This is a genomic window from Streptomyces sp. NPDC054849 (genome assembly GCF_053610945.1).
This window is the reverse complement of the sequence record NZ_JBSGZI010000022.1, coordinates 70,610-94,388: the sequence shown is the minus strand read 5'-3', so window position 1 is coordinate 94,388 and position 23,779 is coordinate 70,610. Positions and strand designations below refer to the sequence as shown.

Genomic DNA, 23,779 nt, shown 5'->3' with positions numbered 1-23,779 from the left:
GGCATCTACGACCTGACGCTCCTGAACAAGGTGCTGAAGGCCGCGGGCAGGCCCGAGGTCTCCGACGCCGGTCTCGGCGCCAAGTAACCCCCCGACTCCAGCAACCCCAGGAGGTGACGACCATGGCCACCACGTTCGCCAAGGCTGCCGAGGCCGCCGTAGCGCAGCAGCCCACGCACGCCGCCCGCATCGGGCACGTCTCGAAGTCCTTCTCCGGCCCGGCCGGATCGCAGCTCGTCCTGGACGACATCAGCCTCGATGTCGCTCCCGGCGAGTTCGTCACCCTCCTGGGCGCCTCGGGGTGCGGAAAGTCCACCCTGCTCAACCTGGTCGCGGGCCTCGACAAGCCGACCGCGGGTTCCATCGAGACCCCCGGCGGCCGCCCGGCCCTGATGTTCCAGGAACACGCCCTCTTCCCGTGGCTGACCGCGGGCAAGAACATCGAACTCGCCCTGCGCCTGCGCGGGGTGCCCAAGGCCGACCGCAAGCCGGAGGCCGAACGGCTCCTGGAACTGGTCCGCCTCGGCGGCGCCCACGGCAAGCGGGTCCACGAACTGTCCGGCGGCATGCGCCAGCGCGTCGCCCTGGCCCGGGCCCTGGCCCAGGACAGCCGGCTCCTGCTGATGGACGAGCCGTTCGCCGCACTCGACGCCATCACCCGCGACGTGCTGCACGGCGAACTCACCCGCATCTGGCAGGAGACGGGGCTGTCGGTCCTGTTCGTCACCCACAACGTCCGCGAGGCCGTCCGCCTCGCCCAGCGCGTGGTCCTGCTCTCCTCCCGGCCCGGCCGGGTCGCCGAACAATGGACCGTGGACATCCCCCAGCCGCGCCGCATCGAGGACGCGGACGTCGCCGAACTGTCCCTCGAGATCACTGAACACCTGCGTGGGGAGATCCGCCGCCATGGCCAGCACTGACACCACACCGAAGGCCAGGGCGAAGAACGACGACCTGGCCGGCCTGGAGGCCGGCCTCGACGCGCTCGACGCGGTCCAGACCCACCGCACCCCGGTCCGCGAGGTCCTCGTCAAGAAGGTCCTTCCGCCGTCCCTGGCGGTGAGCCTCGTCCTCCTGGTCTGGCAGGTCCTCGTCGCGACGAAGGTCACGAACGAGACCAAGCTGCCCGCACCGTCCGCGGTCTGGGACAGCCTGTCCCAGATGTGGCTGCAGGGCACTTTGCTGGACGTGATCTGGACTTCCGTCTCGCGCGGTCTGCTCGGCTTCCTGCTGGCCCTGGCCATCGGCACCCCGCTGGGCCTGCTGGTCGCCCGCGTGACCTTCGTACGCGCCGCGATCGGCCCGATCCTGCAAGGCCTGCAGTCCCTGCCGTCGGTGGCCTGGGTACCTCCGGCCGTCCTGTGGTTCGGCCTGAACGACGCCATGATGTTCACCGTCATCCTGCTCGGCGCCGTCCCGTCCATCGCCAACGGCCTCGTCTCCGGCATCGACCAGATCCCACCGCTCCACCTGCGGGCCGGCCGCACTCTCGGCGCCACCGGCCTGCGCGGAGCCCGCCACATCGTCATGCCGGCCGCCCTGCCCGGCTACCTCGCCGGCCTCAAGCAGGGCTGGGCCTTCTCCTGGCGCTCACTGATGGCCGCCGAAATCATCGCCTCCTCACCCGACCTGGGCCTGGGCCTGGGCCAGCTCCTGGAGAACGGCCGCAACAACATCGACCTCCCCGGCGTGTTCCTCGCCATCCTGCTCATCCTGGTGGTCGGCATCGCCATCGACCTCCTCATCTTCAGCCCCGTCGAGCGGTACGTACTGCGCAGCCGCGGCCTGCTGGTCAAGAGCTGAACGGACAGATCACGTTCGGCACCGCGCGCGGCGCGGCGACCGCGACCGCTCCTTCCGCCCGCACCCGCGCACTGGTACGCGCCCGGGCGCGCAGCGGCGGCCGGCGCCGGCAGCATCCCGCGGTTGCCGAACTGCTGCCGCCGCAGGCCCCCTTGACAGCGCTCGGACACGCATCGACACTCCAATCCGGCGAATCCTGGTGAACCGGTAGGGAATCATGGACTGCTCTGCACGCGGCCGCGGCACCCACGGCGTCCGTATCGCCGTCCGGCCGCTGCCACTGCTGCTGCTGACGTCCCGCCGCCACATCGACCTTCTGCGCGTGTGCAGTGCGGCGAGTCCCCTGCGCCTCGGCGGGCCCGCACCCGCCCGTCCCTGACCGTCCGCGCACTCATCGCCGCGTCCCGGCCCGTGCCGAAGCCGTCGCCGTGGCCGTCGTCGTCGTAGGCCCGTGACCGAGCACTCCCAGGGAGACGCATGTCCACCACTTCCCCGCATGCCGTGCCGTCGTTCCGGAGCAGGATCGGCCGTGACGCGTGCAGCGGCTATCCCGCCGTGCCGCACCGCTACCGGCTCCACCTCGCTCAGTCCTGTCCGCGCTGTCTCCAGATCGCCATCACGCACAGCCTCCTCGGTCTGGAAGACGCCCTCCCGATGACGTTGCTGCCGGCGGTGCCCGATGCGCCCGACGGCGGTCACCTGGCGCTGCGCCCGCTGTACGAGGCCAGTTCGCACCAGTACGCCGGTCCGGCCGTGGCGCCGGTGCTCAGCGACGGCTGGACCGGACGGATCGTCAGCACGCACGCCCCCGACATCCTTCAGGACCTGACCCGCCGGTTCGGCGCCTCCGGCCCCCACCTGTACCCGGACGGCGCCGACGAGCGGATCGAGGCCATCGGCCGGCTCTGCGAGCAGGGCGTCAATGCGGCGGCGCAGCGCGCCGGCCGGTCCGGTGTCGGTGCGGCGGCGCGCGACACCGCTCTCGCCACCCTGCTGCGCGGACTGGACGCTCTGGAGCGGCGGCTCGCCACGACGGAATACCTGCTCGGTGCGGAACTCACGGCTGCGGACGTGCAGTTGTGGGTGACGCTGGTGCAGTTGGACACGGTGCACCGCTGGCATCTGGACGCCGCGGCGGTGTACCGCATCACCGACCACCCGCACCTGTGGGCGTACGCGCGGCGGCTGGCGGCCGCCCCCGCCTTCGCGTCCCACCTCGACCTGGACGGCATCGCTCACCGGCACCACGCGCACTGCCGGGGCACGGAGGCCGCCGGTGCGGCGGTTCGGATCGTGGACTGGGCGAGGCACGTACCCGCGCCGTCACCCTCATGAAGCCGTATGCGCGTCCGGGCCGGCCGTTCCTCCTGGTCAGCGTCGCCCATTGGTCTTTCTGCCGAGGGAATCCGGTGTCCGTGGTCGGGAAGCCACATTGTGCATGGGGACGTTGACGGATTGGATTGCCGGTCAAGGGGGCGGGGTTGCTCCCCGGCGTGGGAGGGCGCCCCGGCCGGGCTTCGCCGTCGTGCCGGACCGGCCCCCGACCGGCACGGAGGGAAGCGGATGACATCCATACTCGGAGGCTGCACGCCCTGGCCCGAGGAGTTCGTCGACCGCTACTGGGCGGCCGGGCACTGGCGTGGCACTACGCTGGAAAATCTCCTGCGCGACTGGGCGCTGCAGTACGGACCGCGGACCGCGCTCGTTCAGGGCGCCACCCGCGTCACGTACGCGTCCCTGAACCGGCGCGTGGACCGCATGGCCGCCGGATTCCGGCTGCGCGGGCTCCGGCCCGGGCAGCGGGTCGTCGTCCAGCTGCCCAACGTTCCCGAGTTCGTCACCACCCTGTTCGCGCTGATGCGCGCCGGCACCGTCCCCGTGCTCTGCCCGCTCTCGCACCGGGTGTCCCAGGTGTCCCATCTCGTGCAGGTCACCCAGGCCGTCGGCTACGTCGGTCCCTCGACGTACCGGGGCTTCGACCACACGGCGATGGCGGCGGTCATCGCGGCCCGAGAGCCCTTCCTGCGGCGGGTGTTCACCCTTGAGGCGCCGGGTACCTCGTCCCCGTACGGCGGCCTGACGACCGACCCGTCGGGCTGCCAGTACAGCCCGCTGGGCTCCATCGACGCCCCGCCCGAGCCGGCGCTTGCGCTGGGCGGCGGTCAGGTGGCGTTCCTTCTTCTCGCCGACGGTACCGCCGCGGCGCCGAAGCTCGTCCCGCGTACCCACAACGACTACGCCTACCAGGCGCGGGCCGCCGCCGAGCTGGTGTCCCTCACCGAGAACGACGTGTATCTCGCCGCGCTGCCCGCCGGGTCCACCTTCGCCCTCGGCTGTCCCGGCATTCTCGGCACCCTCTCCGTCGGCGGCACCGTCGTCCTGGTCGAGGACCCGGTGCCCGCCGAGTGCCTGACGGCCATCGAACGGGAGCGGGTCACCATCACGTCGGTGGAGCCCGCCGTCGCCGGGCTCTGGCTCGACGCCCTTCCCAGGGTCCGTGCCGACGTGAGCAGTCTGCGCCTCGTGCAGATCGGCGGCGGCGCGCCCTTGCAACGGACGGCCGCAGAACGGATGGGCTGCGTATGGGGCTGTCGCCTGCAGCAGGTCTTCGGCAGGGCAGAGGGGCTGCTCACTCTCACCCGTCCCGACGATCCGGACGAGACCGCGCTCACCACGCAGGGCCGCCCGCTCTCGCCGGACGATGAGATCCGCATCGTCGGCGTCGACGGCGGGGACCTGCCGGACGGGGAGACCGGCGAACTCCTCGCCCGCGGTCCGTACACCGTGCGCGGCTATTACCGGGCGCCCGAGCACAACGCCCGCTCCTTCACCGGCGACGGCTACTTCCGCACCGGCGACCTCGCGCGGCGCACCCCGGACGGCAACCTGGTGGTGACCGGCCGCCTCCAGGACGTCGCGCGGCGGGCCCAACCCGAGGATCCGTCCGGCCTGTGACGAGCGGGGCGGGCCGCCGGGAGCGTCGGAACGCTCGGAGCATCACCGACCACGACGACGCACACCACTGCACACGCGTCTGCACGCCCTAAAGGGAGGGTCCCGACCCGGTCGGCGCTATCCGGGCGATGCGCAGGGCGAGCTGGATCTCCAGCACCCTCTCCGGCGTCTGCCAGTCACGGCCCAGGAGTTGTCCGATCCGGTCCAGGCGCTGGACCACGGTGTTGATGTGCACGTGGAGGGCCTCCCTCGCCCTGGACTGGCTCATTCCGACGGAGAAGTACACCTGGAGGGTGTGCATGAGGTCGGTGCCGCGTTTCGCGTCGTACTCCATGACCGCACCCACCGTCTGGCGGACGTATCCGCCCAGGTCCGTCTGGTCTCCCAGCAGTACGCCGAGAAAACCCAGGTCGCAGAGGGCTGAGCCGGTGCCGTGGTGGCCCAGCGCACGGAGCGCGGCCAGGCAGCGTCGGGCTTCCGCGTGGGCGTCGGCGAAGCCGCCGGGGCCGGCGACGGGGCCGGCGGCTCCGACGGTGACGAGGGAGCCCACGGCGTGGCTCAGTTCCTCGGCGAGAGCGCGCGCGCAGGAGCTGGGGGTGTCGGACGGATAGACGAGGACCACGTCGTCCTGGTGGGATCCGGCCAGGCCCTTCCGGCTCTGTGCGGTGCGGGCGGCCGCGGACAGCAGCCGCTGCCGCGGCGCCGTCTCGGCGTGGAGCACGAAGACCGTGTGGGGATGGCTCAGGTTCAGCCGCAGCCGACGGGCACGGGCGGACAGGCTCGTGGCGTCCGCGGCTCGGGTGAGCAGGTCTCCCAGGAGTTCGCCGCGTACCCGGTCCTCGGCTTCCTCGACGGAGCGGCGCAGGAGCAGGAGCAGGGCGGTGACGACGCTGGCCCGTTCGAAGAGGCGGCGGTCCGCCTCGCTGAGGTCGGCGCGGCCGGTCAGGGCGATGCTGCCGAGGAGTTCGTGTCCGGCGAGGACGGCGCACACCCAGGTGCCCTGGACCGGGACGGCCCGCCCTCCGGCACGGGAGGCCGCGACGGCTTGCGCCGAGGGGGGTTGCGGGTCCGCCCCCGCCCGGGCGAGTTCGGCTCCCTCCGCGTCGTGGATGAGGGTCCCGCCCTGCAGCACGGTGCCGATGGCGTTCGCGACCTCGGCGATGTCCCCGCCTCGCAGCACGAGGTCGGTCAGCCGGTCGTGGGCGTCCTCGGCCCGCCGCATGGCCTGGCTGTGGGCCTCGATGGTCTGCGACGCCGCGTTGAGGTCGACCAGAGCGGTACGCGTTTCTTCCAGCAGGCGGGCGCTGTCGATGGCGATGGCGGCGTGGTCGGCCAGGGAGGACAGCAGTGCGATCTCGTCGGGGGTGAAGGTGCGGGCGGTGCGGTCCGCCGCGTAGAGGACTCCGATGACGCGGGTCCCCACCCGCAGCGGTACACCGAGGATGGCCCGCAGGCCCTCTTCCGTCACGGCGCTGTCGATGGTGGTGGTGTGCTTGAAGCGCGGGTCGTCGCCGTAGTCGCCGGTGGTGTACGGGCGGGCGGTCTCGGCCACCAGGCCGCCGAGGCCCTCGCCCATGCCGAGTCGGACCTGCTGGAACGCGGCGGACACGCAGCCGTCGGTCACCCGCATGTAGGTGTCGCCTGCCTCGTCGTCGTTGAGGGACAGGTACGTGACGTCCGTGCCGAGCAGCAGCTTGGCCCGGTGGGTGATCGCCCGGAGGACGGCGTCGAGGTCCCTCAGGGCCGCGAGGTCGCCGGCGGTGTCGAAGAGCGCGGCGAGTTCCACCTCGCGCCGCCTGTGCTGGGCGAGCGTGCGGCGGATACGGAGCGCGACCTGGGTGGCTTCGGCGATGGCCGCCTTGTCCGGCTCGGAGGCGCCCGCGGCCTGGGCCGCCTCGCCCGGACGCGTGAAGTGTTCGAGGGGCGCGCCCTGGGCGAGCAGGTCCAGGAGTTGCCGCACGGCGGCGAACGCCTGCCCCGTGTCGGTCTTCTTCACCGTGGTGGGCATGAGCGGCTCTCCATGGTTCTGGATGCGGTGGTGTGCGCCCCGCATGTTCCGCTGGTCGGCGAGGACGCGGTGCGGTGCCCGCCGTACCGCTCCCGGCGGCGCGGTACGGCGGGGTCCCCGCTCAGCTGTCGGCCGGGACCGGGTCGTGCTGGGCCTTGCGGCTGCCGGGGACCGCCGCGTCGGCGGGGACCCGGTCCTGCGCCAGGTTACGCCCGCGCGTCTCCTTCGCCATCAGCACGGTCAGGGTCGTGACGGCCGCCGCGGCGGCGAGGTAGATCGAGATCGGTGTCGACGAGTCGTAGGCGTCGAGGAGCGCGACCGCGATGAGGGGTGCGAGTGCGCCGCCGATGATGGAGGCGAGCTGGGAGCCCATGGAGGCACCGGAGTAGCGGATCCTGGTGTCGAACATCTCGGAGATGAAGGCTGCCTGCGGTCCGTACATCGCGCCGTGCAGGACCAGTCCGACGGTGACGGCGGCGGCGATCACGGGGAAGGACTTGGTGTCCAGCATCGCGAAGAAGGCGAACGCCCAGCCCGCCATGCCGACGGAGCCGATCAGGGTGACCGGGCGGCGGCCGATCCGGTCGGACAGCGCTCCCCACGCGGGGATCGTGACGAAGTGGACGGCGGAGCCGATGAGCGCGGCGTTCAGCCCCTGGCTCTTGGAGAGCCCGAGGTGGGTGGTGATGTAGACGAGGAGGAAGGCCGTGAGGACGTAGTACGAGATGTTCTCGCCGAACCGGGTGCCGACGGCGGTGAGGACTCCGCGCCAGTTCGTCCGGAACACCTCGGTCACGGGCGGCTTCTCCTTGACGCCCGCGGCGGCCCGCTCGGCCGCCTTGGCCTGTGCCTCCAGGAAGACGGGGGACTCCGAGACCGACACGCGGATCCACAGGCCGATCAGCACGAGTACGCCGGAGAGCAGGAACGGGATCCGCCATCCCCAGGCGAGGAACGCTTCCTCGGACTGGAACGCGGCCAGCAGCGCCAGTACACCGGTGGCCAGCAGGTTGCCGCCGGGCGCGCCGGCCTGGGGCCAGGAGGCCCAGAAGCCGCGGTTCTCGTCGTCGCCGTGTTCGGATACCAGCAGGACCGCGCCGCCCCATTCGCCGCCGAGCGCGAAGCCCTGGACCAGCCGCAGCAGGGTGAGCAGGATCGGGGCTCCGACGCCGATGCTCGCGTGGGTGGGCAGCAGCCCCATCGCGAAGGTGGCGCCGCCCATCAGCAGCAGGCTGAGGACGAGGAGCTTCTTGCGGCCGATCTTGTCGCCGTAGTGTCCGAAGACCAGGCCGCCGAGCGGTCGGGCCGCGAAGCCGATGGCGTAGGTGAGGAAGGCCAGGAGGGTGCCGACGAGGGGCTCACTGCTCGGGAAGAACAGCTCGTTGAAGACGAGGGCGGCTGCGGAGCCGTACAGGAAGAAGTCGTACCACTCGATGGTGGTGCCGATCAGACTCGCGCTGATGACGCGCGCGATGCCGGTTCTGGGTGTCTGGTTTGGCATGGCGGGGAACCACATTTCGGCTGGGAGCGGTGGTGGGAGTGTAGGTACCGGGTGTGGGGCGGGGGCCGGTCAGGCTGCGGTCCAGCCGCCGTCCAGGGGGATGGAGGAACCGGTGATGTAGCCGGTGTGGGGGCCGCAGATCCACAGGGCGACGGCGGCGACCTCCTCGGGTCGGATCATCCGTTTGATCGCGGAGCGGCTGAGCATCACCTCACTGACGACCTGCTCCGGGTCGATGCCGTGGGCCTCGGCTTGGGCGGCGATCTGCTGCTCGACCAGGGGCGTGCGGACATAGCCGGGGTTGACGCAGTTGCTGGTGACACCGTGCGGGGCGCCTTCGAGCGCGGCGACCTTGCTCAGCCCTTCGAGGGCGTGCTTCGCGGTCACGTAGCCGGACTTGAAGGCGCTGGCACGCAGGCCGTGGACGCTGGAGATGTTGACGATCCGGCCCCAGCCCCGTGCGTACATGTGCGGCAGGGTCCGGCGCAGGAGCAGGAAGGGAGCGTGGACCATCACCTTCTGGATGAGCTCGAAGCGTTCCGGGGGGAATTCGGTCAGCGGCGCCACGTGCTGGAATCCGGCGTTGTTGACCAGCACGTCGACCTCGGCCGGCAGTTCTCCCACGGAGTCGGGGTGGGCCAGGTCCACCACGTGGGCCCGGCCGCCGATCTCCTCGGCGACTGCCTTGGCCGACTGCTCGTCGATGTCCACCACGTGGACGAGGGCTCCGGCGGCCGCGAACGCCGTGGCGCAGGCACGTCCGATGCCGCTGCCCGCGCCGGTCACCAAGGCGGTGCGGCCGGTCAGGTCGACACCTGCTGTCCCGTCGAACGCGGGAGTGATTCCGCTTGTCATGGCCGGAATCATGCGGGACGTGCGCATGCCACTCCCATGTGTGCGCCCGCCACAGTCGAGCGACGCGCTGTGTACGTCTTCACCAGCGGGCGGGTTCCGAGCCGTCCCCGGACGGGCGTCGGGGCAGGTACCGGACGCACGGGAGCGGGGCCCCTCATGGGACCCCGCTCTCGGCGAAGGGATGAAGCACATGCATGTCAGCGGGACGGAACCAAAGTGGTGTCAGGCGGTGAGCCGGCAGTGGGTGAGCAGGCTCGCGGTGTCCGCGGTGTCGGCGGTGGCCGCGGTGTCCGGGCGGGGCAGGGTGCGGCTGGGAGGCGGCTGAACGCCTCGGCCCAGCCAGCCCTCCAGCGCCGTGAAGGCCGAGCGGTGGCAGGGCACCAGCGGGCGGAGGCGGTCGGGGAAGGCGTCGTAGAGCGAGTCGACGTGTGTTCCTCCCTCGACGCGGTAGTACCGGAAGAGGTGACCGCGGCCCGCGTCCCGCACCATCTTCGCGTAGACGTCGGAGTCCTGGCCGATGGGCAGCAGCACGTCGAAGGTGCCGTGCAGAGTGATCAGGGGTTTGCCTATCCGCCCGGTGAGGGCGATCTTCTCGATCGCGTCGTGGACGCTCGGCGGTCGGGAGGCGTAGTCGTAGTCGCTGTCGCAGGCCGGTGAGCCCGGCGCGCAGAACGGGGTGCCGGCCTCCAGCGCGCCGTCAAAGTCCGGATCCAGTTCCTCGCGGTAGATCCGCTGGGTCAGGTCCCAGTAGTACTGGTGGTGAAAAGGCCACAGGAACTCCGACCCGGTGGGGAAGCCGGCAGCGGTCATCTCGGCGTGGGCGCGGTCCGCGCCTTCGCCGCCCGCCGCGTACGCGGGGTAGGCGCGCAGTGCGGGCGGCAGGAAGGTGAGCAGGTGCGGCCCTTGCGCGCGCCAGAGCGTGCCCTCCCAGTCCACTCCCCCGGAGTAGAGCTCGGGATGGTTCTCCAACTGCCACCGCACCAGATAGCCGCCGTTCGACATACCGGTGGCCAGTGTCTTCGAAGGGGGCCGGTGGTAGCGCTGCCCCACCACGGCGCGGGCGGCCCGGGTGAGCTCGGTGACGCGGCTGTTCCACTCCACGATGGCGTCGCCCGGGGCGGCCCCGTCCCGGTGGAAGGCGGCGCCCGTGTTGCCCTTGTCCGTCGCCGCGAACGCATACCCCCGGGACAGGACCCAGTCGCCGATGGCGCGGTCGTTGGCGTACTGCTCACGGACACCGGGTGAGCCCGCGACGACGAGGCCGCCGTTCCAGTGGTCGGGCAGGCGGATCACGAACTGCGCGTCGTGGTTCCAGCCGTGGTTGGTGTTGCTGCGGGAAGTGTCCGGGAAGTACCCGTCGATCTGGATCCCGGGCACTCCGCTCGGCACGGCCAGTCCGGCCGGGGTCAAACCCGTCCAGTCGGCCGTGTCGGTGTGCCCCGAAGCCACCGTCCCTGCCGTGGTCAGCTCGTCCAGGCACGAGGTCTCCTGCCGTTCGGCGCCGGGCACCTTCAGCCGGGACATCGCCGCGCAATGGCCCGCCGTTGCGGACTGCGCTCGATGCTGGGCCACAGCGGGGACGGCGGCGACGACCAGCAGAACGGCTGCCGCCACGGCGGCCCGCCGCAGGGTCCGCGTACAGCACCTCCTCGGGCTCGATCGGTCGTGGGGCCGTGCGGGGACGGACAGGGGCGACGGGTGCGAGGGACGCAGGGGCGTCACTGGCGGCACGGATACCTCCAAGGAGGGCGGGGGTCTGGGCGTCTGCGGGCAAGCGGACGCTATGCCGTGGGACACCGCCCGGGTCAGGCGTGCGGGCACCACAAGCCCGGTCCCGGGGGTGGGGCCCCGCACCACAGGGGGCGGCACGAGACCGGTCGGCGCGGAGTCAGGAGCAGGTGCCGTCGGCGATGACGTAGTAGCCGGCGGGTGACTCCTTCAGGGTGTGCGTGACGAAGGTGTTGTACAGGCCCATGTTCTGGTTCGAGCCCTTGGCGTAGGCGTAGCCGCCGTTGGTGGTTGCCCGACCGGCCTGCACCTGCTGGTAGTTGTTCGCCGTCCAGCAGTGGGGAGCCGCGCCGGTCGTGGTGGCGGTGATCTCGGCGGAGCGCACGCCCTCCGTGCCGGCCGCATCGCGGGCGGCCACGCTGTAGACGTGGCCGCTGCCCGCGCTCAGGCCCGTGTCGGTGAACGGGGCGGCGGTGGGCGTGGCGACGCGGGCGCCGTCCCGGTACACCGCGTACGAGGCGGCGCCCGTGACCGCGTTCCAGTTCAGGGTGACCGAGGTGTCCGTGGTTTCCGTGGCGCTCAGGCCGCTCGGGGCGGGCAGCCCTCCGGGGTTGGGGGCAGCGCCGTCCAGGCCGAAGAACGAGGTGACCCAGTAGCTGGAGCAGATCGATCGGATGAAGTTCGCGGTACCGGTGGCGCCGCACTGCTGGGGACCGGTCCCGGGGTCGACCGGCGTGCCGTGCGCGATGGAGGGCACCCGGTTGACCTCGACGGCGACCGCGCCGCCGGGCGCGAGGTACTGCTCCCTCCTGGTCTGGTCGGGGCCGATCGTGGAGGTGCGGTCCGGGCTTTGGCCCAGGCCGTGGACGGCGGTCCACTGGTCTCGCAGTTCCACCGCGTTCCTCGGCACGACCTTGGTGTCGTTGTCGCCGTGCCAGATGGTCACCTTCGGCCAGGGACCGGTGTACCCGGGGTTGGCGTCGCGGACGCTCTGGGCCCAGGCCGAGGGCGTCCGGTCCACGCCGGGGCTCATACAGGTGTACGCGGCCGACACGGTGTTCGCGCAGCCGTACGGGATGCCGGCGATCACCGCGCCCGCCGCGAAGACGTCGGGGTACGCGGCGAGCATCACCGAGGTCATGGCGCCGCCGGCCGACAGACCGGTGACGTACACGCGTGCCGGGTCCGTGCCGTAGGCCGAACCGGCGTGCGCGACCATCTGACGGATCGAGGCGGCCTCTCCTTGTCCGCGCCGATTGTCCCCGGGCTCGAAGAAGTTGAAGCACTGGCCGCCGTTGTTGGCGGAGGTGGTCTCGGCGAAGAGCAGCACGAAACGATGCTGCTCGGCGAACTTCGCCAGACCCGAGTTGTCGGCGTAGATCTGGGCCGTCTGGGTGCAGCCGTGGAGGGCGACCACCACCGCCGGGTTGGCGGGCAGACCGGCAGGTCGGTACACGTACATGTTCAGCGCACCGGGGTTGGGGCCGAAGCCGCTGACTCTCTGCAGGGGGACGCCGGCCGCCGCGGCGACGGCCGGTGCGTCTGCGGGCGGCAGGAGGGCCGCCCCCGCCACCAGGGCGACGACCGCCGTCACCCGGCACAGTGCGCGGCGCCATCGTCCCGTCCGTTCCGCGGGACGCCTGGGGGTCTCGAACGACGGCGGCCGCGGACTCGACTGCGACGGCGACGGCGAACTCGCCTTCGACCGGGAGCTCGGCTTCGGTTGCGGTTGCGGCTTCGGTTGCGGTTGCGGTTGCGGTTGCGGTTGAAACTTCGGACGTATGTCACGCGACGGCATTGTGGCTCCCTCTACGGGTGACGCGCGATCGGATCGGATCACGCGACCCCCGGCACGGCCGGCGACGAGGCGGCCGGTGCGTGGGGGTGGCCGCAAATGTAGAAGCGGAGACCGTCGGCTCAGAATGGCGCCGCGCCCCACAGCCCGCCGTGGCGCCTGCGTGCTTCGCCCCGTTGCGTCACCGACACCGCCCTGCTAACGCCGCGCGCTGGCGGGTCAGACACCGACCGCCAGGTCCGCGGCGACCACCAGGTCCGCGGCGACCACCAGTTGCGGGCCGGTCGCCGCCCTCACCTCGTCCACGCTGACGCCGGGAGCCACCTCGCGCAGCATGAGGCCGGACCTCGTGACGTCGAGTACCGCGAGATCGGTGATCACGCGGTGCACCACTCCCCAGCCGGTGAGCGGCAGCGTGCACTCCTCGACCAACTTGTGGGATCCGTCCCGTGCCGTGTGCTCCATGAGCACGATCACCCGGCGGGCGCCGTGGACCAAGTCCATGGCCCCGCCCATGCCCTTGACCATCTTCCCCGGGATCATCCAGTTGGCCAGGTCGCCGAATGCCGACACCTGCATGGCCCCCAGGACGGCGACGTCGATGTGACCGCCGCGAATCATGCCGAAGGACAGCGCGGAATCGAAGGCGGAAGCGCCGGCGGCGAGGGTGACCGTCTCCTTGCCTGCGTTGATCAGGTCGGGGTGGACGTCCTCCTCGTGCGGATACGGCCCGACGCCGAGAATCCCGTTCTCCGAGTGGAGGACGACCTCGACACCGGCCGGGATGTGGTTGGGGATGAGGGTGGGCAGGCCTATCCCGAGGTTGACGTACGAGCCGTCCGCCAGCTCCCGGGCTGCGCGGGCCGCCATCTGCTCTCGTGTCAGGGCCATCAGACGCTCTCCTCGGTACGCGGTCGCACGGTGCGCCGCTCGATGCGCTTCGCCGCTGGGGGATCATCGGCCGTGACGCGTACGACGCGCTGGACGAAGATGCCGGGCAGATGGATGTGGTCCGGGTCGATCTCGCCCGGCTCGACGAGTTCCTCCACCTCGGCCACGGTGACGCGTCCCGCCATCGCGGCGAGGGGGTTGAAGTTACGGGCGGAGGAGTGGAAGACGAGGTTGCCGTGCCGGTCACCGACGGCTGCCCGCACGAGGGCGAAGTCGGTGGTGATGCCCTCTTCCATGAGGTACTCGCGGTCGCCGAAGGACTTCGTCTCCTTGGGCGGGGACGCCACGGCGACGCTCCCGTCCGGTGCGTAACGCCAGGGCAGACCGCCGTCCGCGATCTGCGTTCCGGCTCCCGCGGGTGTGTAGAAGGCGGGTATGCCCGCTCCCCCGGCGCGCAGCCTTTCGGCCAGCGTCCCCTGCGGGACCAGCTCGACCTCCAGCTCACCGCTGAGGTACTGGCGCGCGAATTCCTTGTTCTCCCCCACGTATGAGCTGGTCATGCGGGCGATCATCCCCTGGCGCAGCAGCAGGCCGAGGCCCCAGTCGTCCACGCCGCAGTTGTTGGACACCACGCGCAGACCGCCGACTCCGCGCTCGCGCAGGGCCTCGAGCAACACTCCGGGAATTCCGCACAGTCCGAAGCCGCCGACCGCCAGGGAGCTGCCCTCCTCGACGTCCGCGATCGCTTCGAGGGAGTCGCCGACCACCTTGTCCACGCCCATCCACCACTCCTTCGCCCCTGCCCGGATGCCGCCTGCCAGGTCTGGCCGGGCCATCGGGATCAACTGGGTGAGAGCCTAGGAAGGAGGCCGGACACGCACGATGGCGACAGGCCCCACAGCAGGACGCCACAGCATGTGGGACGGACCCCCCGGGCCGACGCAGGGGGCGCCCGCCACGGACGGGGCGGGGCAGTCGGCGGAGACGGCACGGGAGCGCTCCGGACGCCACAAGGCGGGGCGGTCGACGGTGCACCGCAGCCGCCACGCACGGCGCCGCGGACCTGGCGCCCGGGCGCGCCGCGCGCGTTGATCACCCCGGGCACACGGCGCGCCCCGAGGTGGTCGGTTCACCACCGGGCGCGCAGCACACCGTCGCTGTCAGGAAGGACGGCGGAGAGAAGTGGATGCCGTTCGTCGAGGTACAGGGGCAAGGCGGCGGCCGCTCTGGCACCGGCCACCAGGGCGGCCAGCTCCCCGTACTCGGTCTCGTCCACGAACACGCCGGTGATCGTCCCGTCTTCCGCCTCCCAAACGAACTCCACGACGCCGTCCTCGGGCAGGGCCGCGAGAACCGCACCGACGTCGGGGGAAAGGTCGGGCCAGACGGTCAACCGGGCCCGCGGGGTGAGCCCGGCGCGCACTGCGTCGAGGGTGGCTCCGGTGAGCCGGTGCCGGCGGGAGGCGTTCCCGGCGTAGGCCTCCTGCAGGATCACCGCATTTCGTACGGCGAGGGTCCGTCTGATGCGAGCCCAGAACTCCTCGTCCGCGGGCTGCGACTCTCCCGGTTCGTCGGCTTCCGCCGCATAGGGCGAGGCCGCCAGCCGTTCCGGGAAGAGGCCGAGCGCCCTGGTGCGGGCCACGGCGTCCGCGCAGGGCTTGTCGCTTCCCACGTACACGTACTGGTCCCAGCCGACGTGCACGGTGAACACGCCCTCCATCTCCAGCCGGCACCAGACGCCGCTGTCGCGGAGCATGGCCCGTACCAGTTCGAGGGCCACGGCGAGAGAAACCTCGGCTCCATCGTGGAAGCCGGTGAGGTCGGGCGGAAAGAGGCCGGTGAGGCCGGAGTTTTCGACCGGCGGCTCCAGGCCGAAGTGGACGAAGGCGTTGACCTGCGGCTCACGGATCGCCAGCCGGTCGACGCCTGCGCCCTCGGCGAAGGCGGCGATCGCCTCCAGGTATGCGGCCTCGACCGGGCCGTGGTCACTGACCGAGTCCTCGGCGCCGGTGTAGTGGCCGTGCTCGTTGCGGTCGGCGGGGTCGTACTTGGTGATCCGATGGACGAAAGGCGGCTGCACACTGCTCCCTGTCACTCCCGGAAGGCGCGGGCCTCGAGCACCTCGCGTTCCATGATCTCGACTTAAGCGTCGCAGGTTTCACCCAGGCGGGACGTCGACGGCGACATAGTGGTCACCGTTCCACCCGCTTGGGCCGCGCATCTGAAGTGGATCTCGTGGTCAGGTGTCGAGTGGAAGTTCCAGCAGTTCCTCTGGGGGCTGGAAACCGAGGCGCTGATAGAGCGGGGCGCTGCGCTCTGACGGCCAGACGATCAAGCCCTCGAGGCCTGCACTGCGTGAATGCTGCTTCAGCGCCTCAAGGAGCGCGGAGCCGGCTCCCTTGTTCCGGAGTGACGGCAGGACGAAGTAGTTCGTGACATAGCCGACCGGGTTGTTGTCCTCGTAGGGCTCCGGCATCCGCTCCACCAGACAGAGGAAGACGTGACCGCAGATTTCACCTTCGGTCTCCGCGACCCAGGCCAACCAGTGGCTATCCCTGAGCCGGTCGCGGATCCAGTGCTCTGCCTCTTCCAGAAGCCGCACCGGGGTCGGCGGCTGTCCTCTGTGGTCCTCTTGCTTGAACATCCATCGGAGTTCGGCCAGACGGCCCGCATCAGCGGGTCGGGCGGGGCGCACGGTGAAGGCTGTCGTCATGGGGCGAGTTTCCCGGTCACGCCGCAGCGGGGCGAGTCGATTTCCGTGCCGGTCACAGTCATCGTTGATGGCCGCGACAAGGACGGTGGCGTAGCGGCCGGCGAGTCTCTCGTAGCGGGTGGCCACCGATGCACCGCACCGCCCACACACTGGATGGTGATGGTGGTGTGCGCTACTGCAGCCCGCCTGCTCCTCGTTGGCGCCTTCGCGCATATCACCGACCTCCCACCCCACAGATAGTCTGCAACAAAACTATCTGCTACGGTCTATCCTGTGGCTCGCGTACTTACGCCGTCTCGCCCTCCGAGTCGACGCCACAGCCAGGGAGTCGACCGTCGACACACTGGCTCCCACCCACGCCACAGCTGTCTGACTCGCCCCCTTGCCGCACCCGACCACCGGAAAGGCCGATCCCCATGAGCGAGAACACCTCCACCGAGTCCACCGCCGGCACCACCGAGAACGACGGCCCGGCCCCCCGGACGCTCACCGACCATGAGCTCTCCCAGCTGTTGCGGCAGCAGCAGTTCGGCGTACTCGCGAGCGTCAGGAGCACCGGCCACCCGCATCTGTCGACTGTCCTCTACGACTGGAACGCCGAGGAGCGCGTACTGCGCATCTCCTCCACCGCCGACCGTCTCAAGGTCCGCCAATTGCGCCGCGACCCGCACACCTCACTGCACGTCAGTGGCCCAGACGTCTGGTCGTTCGCCGTAGCGGAGGGCGAAGCGGAAATAGTGGACCCGGCCGACGGAACGGCCCCTGGGGAGCATCCGCTGCCTGATCGGCGCGTGGTGATCCTGATCCGGGTCTCCCGCCTGTACGGGACCGCCCTGGACATCCCCGCCCATGATTGATGAATCACTCGCCGCCGAGCTGCCCGCGGACTGACGATGACAGAAGGGAGATACACATGGGCGTTTACGTGTCGGTCAGAGGATGGCTGGAGTGCGACGGGACGCAACTCGCCATCGTCCAAGAGCTCATCGCGTCCCACGCCGACGATCACTACTCCCTCGGATGGAGCACACCTCGGCAGCAGGTCAATTGGACCCATTACATCTTCTACGGCGCCGACATCCGGGAGTCGGCCGTGGACTGGTTCATGAACCAGCTCAGAGAGATCGCCCAGGTCCCGGCTTCCGACGACGACGGAGACCTCGTCCGGGGCTTGTTCCTTGCCAGCCACGAAGTCGATGGAACGACTGAGTGGCAGGTCCGCGAGGGCCGGCTCGTCGTCTCGTCCGCCGACGGCAGACACCAGTACCTCGGCGAATAGCCCCACCCTCGAGGTGGGGACGTCGACGGTCCCGGCGGACTCTCCTGCGGTTCCTCGTGCGAGGCGGTCCGCCCCCGACGCCGATCGCATCCTTCCGGTCCCTTTGCACCCCGTCCGGCGCGGTCGGCGCGGTCGGCACGCGCATGCCTCATCCGGTCAACCAGCAGCGCAGGGAGCCGGGTTGCGACCCCCGCCCGGACGCGGAAGAGCGGTCCGGAAGACACGTCCCGGGCCGCTCCACCAGGTTACGAGCGCAGCAGGCCCGCCCCACTCGGTCCGAGCGCGGCGTGAGCGTCGGATCAGATGACGCCCTGCGCCAGCATCGCGTCCGCGACCCGCTCGAAGCCGGCGATGTTCGCGCCGGTGACGTAGTCGCCCGGGGCGCCGTACCGCTCGGCGGTCTCGTGGGCTACGGCGTGGATCGAGCGCATGATGGCGGCGAGTTCATCCTCCACCCGCTGCGTGCTCCAGGCCACCCGGCCGGCGTTCTGGCTCATCTCGAGGGCGCTGACCGCGACCCCGCCCGCGTTGGCGGCCTTGCCGGGCCCGAACGCGACCCCGGCCTCCTGCAGGATTCGTACGGCCTCGGGAGTGGTCGGCATGTTGGCGCCCTCGGAGACCGCCTTGACCCCGCCCGCGACGAGCGTACGGGCGTCCTGCGCGTCCAGTTCGTTCTGGGTGGCGGAGGGGAAGGCGATGTCCGCCGGCACCTGCCAGATCTGCCCGCCGGGCACGAACCGCGCCGAGGATCCGCGCCGCGCCGCGTACTCGCTCACACGCCCGCGCTCGACCTCCTTGACCTGCTTGAGAAGGGCGAGGTCGATGCCCTTGTCGTCGACGACGTAGCCCTGGGAGTCCGAGCAGGTCAGCGGGTTCGCGCCGAGCTGCTGGAGCTTCTCGATCGTGTACAGGGCGACGTTGCCGGAGCCGGAGACCACCGCGGTCAGCCCGTCCAGCGACTCGCCCCGGACCTTCAGCATCTCGGCGGCGAACAGCACACTGCCGTAACCCGTCGCCTGCGGCCGGATCGCGGAGCCGCCCCAGCCCTGTCCTTTGCCGGTCAGGACTCCGGCCTCCCAGCGGTTGGTGATGCGCCGGTACTGGCCGAAGAGGTAGCCGATTTCGCGGCCGCCGACACCGATGTCCCCGGCGGGCACGTCGGTGTGCTCTCCGATGTGCCGGTGCAGCTCGGTCATGAAGGACTGGCAGAACCGCATGACCTCGGCGTCCGACCTGCCGTGCGGGTCGAAGTCGCTGCCGCCCTTGCCGCCGCCGATGCCGAGTCCGGTCAGGGCGTTCTTGAAGATCTGCTCGAAGCCGAGGAACTTCACCACACCGATGTCCACCGACGGGTGGAAGCGCAGGCCGCCCTTGTACGGGCCGAGCGCACTGTTGAACTCGACGCGGTAGCCGCGGTTGACGTGGACCCGGCCTCGGTCGTCCTGCCACGGGACGCGGAAGAGGATCTGCCGCTCGGGCTCGGTGAGCCGCTCCACGAGGGCCACGGCCGGATCGGCGTACTCGGGCCGTGCGGAGAAGACGGGGGCCAGGCTCTCGAGGACCTCCCGTACCGCCTGATGGAACTCGGGCTGCGCGGGGTTGCGGCGCTCGATCTCGGCCCGCAGTGCTTCCAGCCTGTCCTTCGAGTCCTTCACGTGTGTCCCTCCAGGGAGTGCGCGGTGCGTAGACGACGGCAGTGCATGGTGTCCGCGGGTCCGCGCGTACCGGTCGATTTCGAGTGCAGGGCGCTCCGAACACGCACAATCGGAAAAGTTCTTCCGGAAGGCGGCCCCTGTGCGGAGGCTACCGCGCACGGCGCAGCCCTGGGGAAGGCTTCTATCGCGCGGACAAAAAACGCCCCCGCAGGGCAAGTACCCCCGGACTTGTCGGAAACTGCGGGGGCGCTCATGCGGTTCTCGTGCAACTCCTGGGACTCCGCGTCTCAGGGCTCACACAGGCGTACGGCGAGTGCGGCGATGTCGTCGTCAAGGCGTCCTCGGCTGTAGCGGAGGAGGTCGCGGTGCAGAGCCGTGAGCAGTTCGCGGGGCGGTGTCGGGGGCTGTCGACGCATCCAAGCTGCCAGCGGGAAGAACTCGCCGTCGCGGGCGCGTGCCTCGGCGATCCCGTCGGTATAGAGAAGCAGCAGGTCGTTGGGGGCCAAGTCGAAGGTGTCGACGTTGTAGTGATCCCCGATCAGCTCCGCGAGGCTGAGCAGTGGCGATGGGGTGGGCGACTCGAGGACACGGAGTGTCCCGCGGTTCAGGAGCAGCGGCGGGGGGTGTCCGCAGTTGAGGATGTCGATACGTCTGCCCTCGTGCGGAATCTCGACGAGCAGGGCGGTGGCGAAGCGCTCCATCGGCCCCTCGGGGGGAAAGGCGGCGTTGTAACGGGTGCTGCTGGCGTCGAGCCTGCGCGCGACGTTGACCATGTCGGTCTCGCCGTAGGCCGCCTCCCGGAAGGCGTTGACGATCGCCGCGGCCGCCCCCACGGCCGGCAGGCCCTTGCCCCGCACGTCACCGATGAGCAGCCTGACCCCGTACGGCGTGTCGACCACCTCGTAGAAGTCCCCGCCGATGCGGGCCTCCGCCGCGGCCGCGAGATACAGCGACTCGATCTCGATGTTGCCGAAGCGGCGCGGCATGGGGCTGAGCACCACCTGCTGCGCCGCGTCGGCGACGAGCCGTACCTGGAAGAGCGTACGCTCCCGCTGGAGGCGGACGTGGCTTCCGTACGCGGCGGCCACGGTCACCGCGATGATCCCCGCGGCCGTCCACCAGGTACCCAGATCGGGAAAGACGAGGCTGAGGCCGATCATCAGAATCAGGCAGACGGTCCCGAGCAGGACGGTGGGGAGCACCGGCCACATGGCGGCGGCGAGGGCCGGCGCCGCGGGCAGGAGGCGGCTGAAGGCCAGTTCCGGCGGAGTGGTGTACGCCAGGCTGGCGATGACGACGGTCAGGATGACCGGCGACAGCCGCACAAGCATTCCGGCGCCGGGGCGCCTGCGGAGCCGCGGCCGTCCAGACTCGATCACATTCATCAGGATATCCGCGTAATGGGGGCATAGCGCTCTGACGAAGACAGCGGGCGGCCGCTGTCCCCCTGCCCGCTACGCACGGAACGGAGACCCACCAGGCGGGGGGCGGGCTCAGTCGTCGCTTCCGGCACCGCGATCGGGTGCACTCATGTCGCCCGTCGCGGGAGTGCCGTCGGCGAGCCCGTAGCGCAGGTACACGGTGCCCTTCGGGCCGGCTACCGGGGGTGCGAGGAGCGTGACGTTGGTGGGCACCGCGCCGTCGGCGAACACCTTCTTCCCGACGCCGAGCACGATGGGGTGCAGCCAGAGATCGAGACGGTCGAAGAGCTTCTCGCGCAGGAGCGTCTGCACGAGGTTCAGGCTTCCGACGACCTTCACGTGCTCGTGCCGCTCACGGATCTCACGCACCGCGTCGGCGAGGTCCGGGCCGAGCTGCGTGGACCCGGCCCACGAGAGGTCGGGCCTGCCGCGGGAGGCCACGTACTTCGGGACGCTGTTGAAGAGCGTGGCGATCTCCTCGTCCTCGCCGCCCTCCTGGTGGGGCCAGTAGGCGGCGAAGATGTCGTACGTCCGCCGGCCGAGCAGCAGGGCGTCCGTGCCCTCGTACGCGGCACCGACCTGCGCCCCGGCGACCTCGTCCAGCAGGGGTGCCTGCCAGCCGCCGAACGGGAACCCCACCGGGTCCTCGTCGGGGCCGCCGGGCGCCTGCCCGACGAGGTCGAGGGTCGCGAACATCTCGATGTGGATGAGGCCCATGGCTTACTCCCGATGAGTCGGTTGTCTCCGTCAAGAGATAGACCTGCGGAGGCCCGCAGACTCATCGCCGCGACGAAACCCGCTTCAACCAGTCGGGTGATTAGGGGGGAACCCCGCCGGTGATTAGGGGGGAACCCCGCCGCCGCGAGGCGCGTGAAGCGGTCGGCCTCACCCTCCGTCCCCTGGCCCGGCGGTCGCGGCACGTCGCCCCCGCTGCGCGTCGCGGCCGGCGCCCTCCTCGCCACCGGCGGTCCCCCGTCCGCGAAAACGGGCAGGTCAGCGCATACGTCCCCGTGTTGTCAGGGGCACCGCTGCGGGAGCCCCGCCGGGATGCAGGACGGACCCACGTGCCGGGACGAGCCGGCACCGGCTACGGCCAGATGGTTCTAGCCCCGGGGTGATCACGACGGGTTCGGGGTAGCCACTCAGCATGATCACTGTTGGGGTCGAGGAGGAGTACCTGCTGGTCGAGCCGGAGACGCTCCTTCCCACTCCGCTCGTGCAGGAGGTACGTGCGACGGCCAGCCTGGCACCGATCGCGGACGAGCGGGAGGTCCAGGACGAACTGCTCCAGGCGCAGATCGAAGTCGCCACCCCCGTGTGCACGGCTCTGGAGGAAGTGGGGGGCCATCTCCTGCGCCTGCGTCACGCGGTCGCCTCCGCCGCGCAGGTGAACGGCTGCCGGATCGCGATCTCCGCCACCGCCCCGGTCAGGGACGTCCTGCCGGTACCGGTCACCAGCACGGCGAGGTATCTGCGGATGCGGGGAGAGGCCCGGGTGCTGGTGGACGAGCAGCTGATCTGTGGGATGCACGTCCACGTCGGGATGCCGGACCGGGAGACCGCGGTGGCGGTGATGAACCGGATGCGCGTCTGGCTTCCGACGCTGCTGGCGATGTCCGCGAACGGGCCCCTGTGGGACGGGCGGGACACCGGCTTCGCCAGCTGGCGCACGATCATCTTCGGCCGTTGGCCGGTCAGCGGCCCACCCCCCTATTTCGCGGGGGTCGCGGACTACGAGGCGCGTGCCGACGGGCTGGTGGAGTCGGGAGTGATCCCGGACCGGGGGCAGATGTACTGGCAGGCGCGGCTCTCGGAGCGGTACCCGACCATCGAGGTGCGCTGCTGCGACGTGCAGCTGGAGGCGGACGACGCGGTGATGCTCGCCGGTGTCGTCCGCGGGCTCGCCGCCACCGCGCTCGCCGAGGAGAAGGCGGGAGCCGCTCCCGCGCTCTGCCGGCCGGAGCTCCTGCAGGCCGCGACGTGGCATGCCGCCCGGCATGGGTTGAACAGCACGCTGGTGGACCCGGGAGGCCGGTCGCACAGCAGCGGCGACATGCTGGGCATGCTGATGCGGCACATCCGCCCCGCCCTGGAGGAGAACGGTGACTACCGCGAGGTGTCCTCGCTCGTGCATCGGCTCCTCCAGCAGGGCACGGCGGCCGACCGACAACGCCGCGCCCTGGCCGAGACCGGCCTGCCCGCGGTCGCGGCCCTGATCACCGACACACCCCGCGCGCAGGAGCAGGAGGGGTTCTAAGGTGGAGCGAAGGGCCTGCCGGTGGTGTCAGTGGTCCGTCGGCGGCACGCTGTCACTCCCCCGTACTCGGGCGCGACGACACCCAGGAGGACATCCTCATGTCCGCTGCATCCGACACCCCCGTTCTGGACACTCTCCTCGCCATGACAGGCGACTCGCTCGAGCGGTGCGGGCTGGCCCCGGACATGCTCCTGCTCACCCGGATCGCGGCCCTCGCCGCCTCGGACGCTCCGCCGATCTCCTACATCGCCCACATCGATCCCGCCCTCAAGGCCGGTCTGACCGCCGAGCAGTTGCAGGACGTGCTGGTCGCCATCGCCCCCATCGTGGGCACCGCCCGCGTCATGACGGCGGCCGGCAACATCGCGACGGCGCTCGGCATCGCCATCGCCGTCGCCGAGGCCGAGATCGACACCCAAGGCTGACCCAGACACTCGCGCGGCACCCCCGGAGAAACGGGCGCGCAGAACCGGCAGGAGGCCGGCGATGAAGGATTCGACGCTGCACCTGGCAGTGGACTACCCGCTGCTGAACATGTTCTGGACCATGTTGATGATCTTCTTCTGGGTGCTCTGGTTCGTCCTGCTCTTCCGCGTCATCGGTGACATCTTCCGGGACGACGCGCTGGGCGGCTGGGGCAAGGCGGGATGGTCCTTCTTCGTGATCCTGCTGCCCTTCCTGGGCGTGTTCGTCTACCTGATCGCCCGCGGGCGTGGAATGGGCGAACGCGAATTGAGGCGGGTTCAGCGGAACGAGGAGCAGTTCCGCTCCTACGTGCGCGAGAGCGCCCAGGCCGCGACCCCGGCGGAAGAACTGTCCCGGCTCGCCGATCTCAAGAACCGCGGTGAGATCACGGCAGCCGAGTTCGAACAGGCCAAGGCCAAAGTCCTCTCGGCCTGACCGCTCACTCGCTCGCAC

The 23,779-nt window shown here is 70.7% G+C and carries 22 protein-coding genes; 10 read left to right on the top strand and 12 right to left on the bottom strand.

The window, feature by feature from the left end; genetic code table 11:
• The first annotated feature begins 122 nt into the window (after nucleotides 1–122).
• The 5 genes from ACWGIF_RS13295 (at nucleotide 123) to ACWGIF_RS13275 (ending at nucleotide 4,758) form a co-directional block, all read left to right on the top strand.
• Complete coding sequence (locus ACWGIF_RS13295) at nucleotides 123–920, top strand: ABC transporter ATP-binding protein (protein WP_453495541.1); 798 nt, start codon at nucleotides 123–125, stop codon at nucleotides 918–920.
• The gene (locus ACWGIF_RS13290; RefSeq protein WP_453495538.1) at nucleotides 907–1,803 is read left to right on the top strand and encodes an ABC transporter permease; all 897 of its coding nucleotides are present in this window, start codon (nucleotides 907–909) and stop codon (nucleotides 1,801–1,803) included. The genes ACWGIF_RS13295 and ACWGIF_RS13290 overlap by 14 nt, the downstream gene beginning before the upstream one ends.
• A 217-nt stretch (nucleotides 1,804–2,020) precedes the next feature.
• Nucleotides 2,021–2,182, top strand: coding sequence for a hypothetical protein (locus ACWGIF_RS13285; RefSeq protein WP_453495535.1), 162 nt, complete (start codon nucleotides 2,021–2,023; stop codon nucleotides 2,180–2,182).
• 98 nt (nucleotides 2,183–2,280) lie between these two features.
• Nucleotides 2,281–3,138 (top strand): glutathione S-transferase C-terminal domain-containing protein, encoded by an 858-nt coding sequence (locus ACWGIF_RS13280; RefSeq protein ID WP_453495532.1) that lies wholly within the window; start codon nucleotides 2,281–2,283, stop codon nucleotides 3,136–3,138.
• A gap of 228 nt (nucleotides 3,139–3,366) precedes the next feature.
• Nucleotides 3,367–4,758: a (2,3-dihydroxybenzoyl)adenylate synthase gene (locus ACWGIF_RS13275; RefSeq protein ID WP_453495529.1), complete on the top strand. Its 1,392-nt coding sequence runs from the start codon at nucleotides 3,367–3,369 to the stop codon at nucleotides 4,756–4,758.
• A gap of 88 nt (nucleotides 4,759–4,846) precedes the next feature.
• On the opposite strand, the gene ACWGIF_RS13270 is transcribed toward ACWGIF_RS13275, so the two are convergent.
• The 9 genes from ACWGIF_RS13270 to ACWGIF_RS13230 form a co-directional block, all read right to left on the bottom strand.
• The gene (locus ACWGIF_RS13270) at nucleotides 4,847–6,766 is read right to left on the bottom strand and encodes a helix-turn-helix domain-containing protein (protein ID WP_453495526.1); all 1,920 of its coding nucleotides are present in this window, start codon (nucleotides 6,764–6,766) and stop codon (nucleotides 4,847–4,849) included.
• Nucleotides 6,767–6,887: 121 nt separating this feature from the next.
• Nucleotides 6,888–8,267: an MFS transporter gene (locus ACWGIF_RS13265; protein WP_453495523.1), complete on the bottom strand. Its 1,380-nt coding sequence runs from the start codon at nucleotides 8,265–8,267 to the stop codon at nucleotides 6,888–6,890.
• Between the two features lie 69 nt (nucleotides 8,268–8,336).
• Nucleotides 8,337–9,122, bottom strand: coding sequence for a 3-hydroxybutyrate dehydrogenase (locus ACWGIF_RS13260; RefSeq protein WP_453495520.1), 786 nt, complete (start codon nucleotides 9,120–9,122; stop codon nucleotides 8,337–8,339).
• 222 nt (nucleotides 9,123–9,344) lie between these two features.
• A complete protein-coding gene (locus ACWGIF_RS13255) occupies nucleotides 9,345–10,736 on the bottom strand; it encodes a 3-hydroxybutyrate oligomer hydrolase family protein (protein ID WP_453495517.1) in 1,392 nt (463 codons plus the stop codon).
• Between the two features lie 274 nt (nucleotides 10,737–11,010).
• Nucleotides 11,011–12,444, bottom strand: coding sequence for an extracellular catalytic domain type 1 short-chain-length polyhydroxyalkanoate depolymerase (locus ACWGIF_RS13250; protein ID WP_453495514.1), 1,434 nt, complete (start codon nucleotides 12,442–12,444; stop codon nucleotides 11,011–11,013).
• Nucleotides 12,445–12,864: 420 nt separating this feature from the next.
• On the bottom strand, nucleotides 12,865–13,536 hold the full coding sequence (locus tag ACWGIF_RS13245; RefSeq protein WP_453495511.1) for a CoA transferase subunit B: 672 nt from the start codon (nucleotides 13,534–13,536) through the stop codon (nucleotides 12,865–12,867).
• A complete protein-coding gene (locus tag ACWGIF_RS13240) occupies nucleotides 13,536–14,318 on the bottom strand; it encodes a CoA transferase subunit A (protein ID WP_453495508.1) in 783 nt (260 codons plus the stop codon). Before ACWGIF_RS13240 ends, ACWGIF_RS13245 begins: the two co-directional genes overlap by 1 nt.
• A gap of 347 nt (nucleotides 14,319–14,665) precedes the next feature.
• A complete protein-coding gene (locus ACWGIF_RS13235) occupies nucleotides 14,666–15,616 on the bottom strand; it encodes an RNA-binding protein (protein WP_453495505.1) in 951 nt (316 codons plus the stop codon).
• 159 nt (nucleotides 15,617–15,775) lie between these two features.
• Nucleotides 15,776–16,375 (bottom strand): GNAT family N-acetyltransferase, encoded by a 600-nt coding sequence (locus ACWGIF_RS13230; protein WP_453495502.1) that lies wholly within the window; start codon nucleotides 16,373–16,375, stop codon nucleotides 15,776–15,778.
• A 290-nt stretch (nucleotides 16,376–16,665) separates the two neighbouring features.
• On the opposite strand from ACWGIF_RS13230, the gene ACWGIF_RS13225 reads away from it, so the two are divergent.
• Nucleotides 16,666–17,106: a pyridoxamine 5'-phosphate oxidase family protein gene (locus ACWGIF_RS13225; protein WP_453495499.1), complete on the top strand. Its 441-nt coding sequence runs from the start codon at nucleotides 16,666–16,668 to the stop codon at nucleotides 17,104–17,106.
• 56 nt (nucleotides 17,107–17,162) lie between these two features.
• Nucleotides 17,163–17,528, top strand: coding sequence for a hypothetical protein (locus ACWGIF_RS13220; RefSeq protein ID WP_453495496.1), 366 nt, complete (start codon nucleotides 17,163–17,165; stop codon nucleotides 17,526–17,528).
• Between the two features lie 299 nt (nucleotides 17,529–17,827).
• Here the strand turns inward: ACWGIF_RS13220 and gdhA are convergent, their stop codons facing one another.
• The 3 genes from gdhA to ACWGIF_RS13205 all read right to left on the bottom strand — a co-directional run bounded on the left by gdhA (nucleotide 17,828) and on the right by ACWGIF_RS13205 (nucleotide 21,321).
• On the bottom strand, nucleotides 17,828–19,183 hold the full coding sequence (gene gdhA / locus ACWGIF_RS13215; protein WP_453495493.1) for an NADP-specific glutamate dehydrogenase: 1,356 nt from the start codon (nucleotides 19,181–19,183) through the stop codon (nucleotides 17,828–17,830).
• 287 nt (nucleotides 19,184–19,470) lie between these two features.
• A complete protein-coding gene (locus tag ACWGIF_RS13210; protein WP_453495490.1) occupies nucleotides 19,471–20,568 on the bottom strand; it encodes a PP2C family protein-serine/threonine phosphatase in 1,098 nt (365 codons plus the stop codon).
• 108 nt (nucleotides 20,569–20,676) lie between these two features.
• On the bottom strand, nucleotides 20,677–21,321 hold the full coding sequence (locus ACWGIF_RS13205; RefSeq protein ID WP_453495487.1) for a dihydrofolate reductase family protein: 645 nt from the start codon (nucleotides 21,319–21,321) through the stop codon (nucleotides 20,677–20,679).
• Between the two features lie 430 nt (nucleotides 21,322–21,751).
• On the opposite strand from ACWGIF_RS13205, the gene ACWGIF_RS13200 reads away from it, so the two are divergent.
• The 3 genes from ACWGIF_RS13200 (at nucleotide 21,752) to ACWGIF_RS13190 (ending at nucleotide 23,761) form a co-directional block, all read left to right on the top strand.
• Complete coding sequence (locus ACWGIF_RS13200; RefSeq protein ID WP_453495484.1) at nucleotides 21,752–22,861, top strand: carboxylate-amine ligase; 1,110 nt, start codon at nucleotides 21,752–21,754, stop codon at nucleotides 22,859–22,861.
• A gap of 98 nt (nucleotides 22,862–22,959) precedes the next feature.
• On the top strand, nucleotides 22,960–23,286 hold the full coding sequence (locus tag ACWGIF_RS13195) for a carboxymuconolactone decarboxylase family protein (RefSeq protein ID WP_453495481.1): 327 nt from the start codon (nucleotides 22,960–22,962) through the stop codon (nucleotides 23,284–23,286).
• A 61-nt stretch (nucleotides 23,287–23,347) separates the two neighbouring features.
• Nucleotides 23,348–23,761, top strand: a complete 414-nt coding sequence (locus tag ACWGIF_RS13190; RefSeq protein WP_453495479.1) for an SHOCT domain-containing protein — start codon at nucleotides 23,348–23,350, stop codon at nucleotides 23,759–23,761.
• The last annotated feature ends 18 nt before the right edge of the window (nucleotides 23,762–23,779 follow it).

What these genes read in the sequence shown, in the direction of transcription:
- ACWGIF_RS13295 (WP_453495541.1), top strand. Translation starts at nt 123, where the DNA reads ATGGCCACCACGTTCGCCAAGGCTGCCGAGGCCGCCGTAGCGCAGCAG.
- ACWGIF_RS13290 (WP_453495538.1), top strand. Translation starts at nt 907, where the DNA reads ATGGCCAGCACTGACACCACACCGAAGGCCAGGGCGAAGAACGACGAC.
- ACWGIF_RS13285 (WP_453495535.1), top strand. Translation starts at nt 2,021, where the DNA reads ATGGACTGCTCTGCACGCGGCCGCGGCACCCACGGCGTCCGTATCGCC.
- ACWGIF_RS13280 (WP_453495532.1), top strand. Translation starts at nt 2,281, where the DNA reads ATGTCCACCACTTCCCCGCATGCCGTGCCGTCGTTCCGGAGCAGGATC.
- ACWGIF_RS13275 (WP_453495529.1), top strand. Translation starts at nt 3,367, where the DNA reads ATGACATCCATACTCGGAGGCTGCACGCCCTGGCCCGAGGAGTTCGTC.
- ACWGIF_RS13270 (WP_453495526.1), bottom strand. Translation starts at nt 6,766, where the DNA reads ATGCCCACCACGGTGAAGAAGACCGACACGGGGCAGGCGTTCGCCGCC.
- ACWGIF_RS13265 (WP_453495523.1), bottom strand. Translation starts at nt 8,267, where the DNA reads ATGCCAAACCAGACACCCAGAACCGGCATCGCGCGCGTCATCAGCGCG.
- ACWGIF_RS13260 (WP_453495520.1), bottom strand. Translation starts at nt 9,122, where the DNA reads ATGACAAGCGGAATCACTCCCGCGTTCGACGGGACAGCAGGTGTCGAC.
- ACWGIF_RS13245 (WP_453495511.1), bottom strand. Translation starts at nt 13,536, where the DNA reads ATGGCCCTGACACGAGAGCAGATGGCGGCCCGCGCAGCCCGGGAGCTG.
- ACWGIF_RS13240 (WP_453495508.1), bottom strand. Translation starts at nt 14,318, where the DNA reads ATGGGCGTGGACAAGGTGGTCGGCGACTCCCTCGAAGCGATCGCGGAC.
- ACWGIF_RS13225 (WP_453495499.1), top strand. Translation starts at nt 16,666, where the DNA reads ATGAGCGAGAACACCTCCACCGAGTCCACCGCCGGCACCACCGAGAAC.
- ACWGIF_RS13220 (WP_453495496.1), top strand. Translation starts at nt 17,163, where the DNA reads ATGGGCGTTTACGTGTCGGTCAGAGGATGGCTGGAGTGCGACGGGACG.
- ACWGIF_RS13210 (WP_453495490.1), bottom strand. Translation starts at nt 20,568, where the DNA reads ATGAATGTGATCGAGTCTGGACGGCCGCGGCTCCGCAGGCGCCCCGGC.
- ACWGIF_RS13205 (WP_453495487.1), bottom strand. Translation starts at nt 21,321, where the DNA reads ATGGGCCTCATCCACATCGAGATGTTCGCGACCCTCGACCTCGTCGGG.
- ACWGIF_RS13200 (WP_453495484.1), top strand. Translation starts at nt 21,752, where the DNA reads ATGATCACTGTTGGGGTCGAGGAGGAGTACCTGCTGGTCGAGCCGGAG.
- ACWGIF_RS13195 (WP_453495481.1), top strand. Translation starts at nt 22,960, where the DNA reads ATGTCCGCTGCATCCGACACCCCCGTTCTGGACACTCTCCTCGCCATG.
- ACWGIF_RS13190 (WP_453495479.1), top strand. Translation starts at nt 23,348, where the DNA reads ATGAAGGATTCGACGCTGCACCTGGCAGTGGACTACCCGCTGCTGAAC.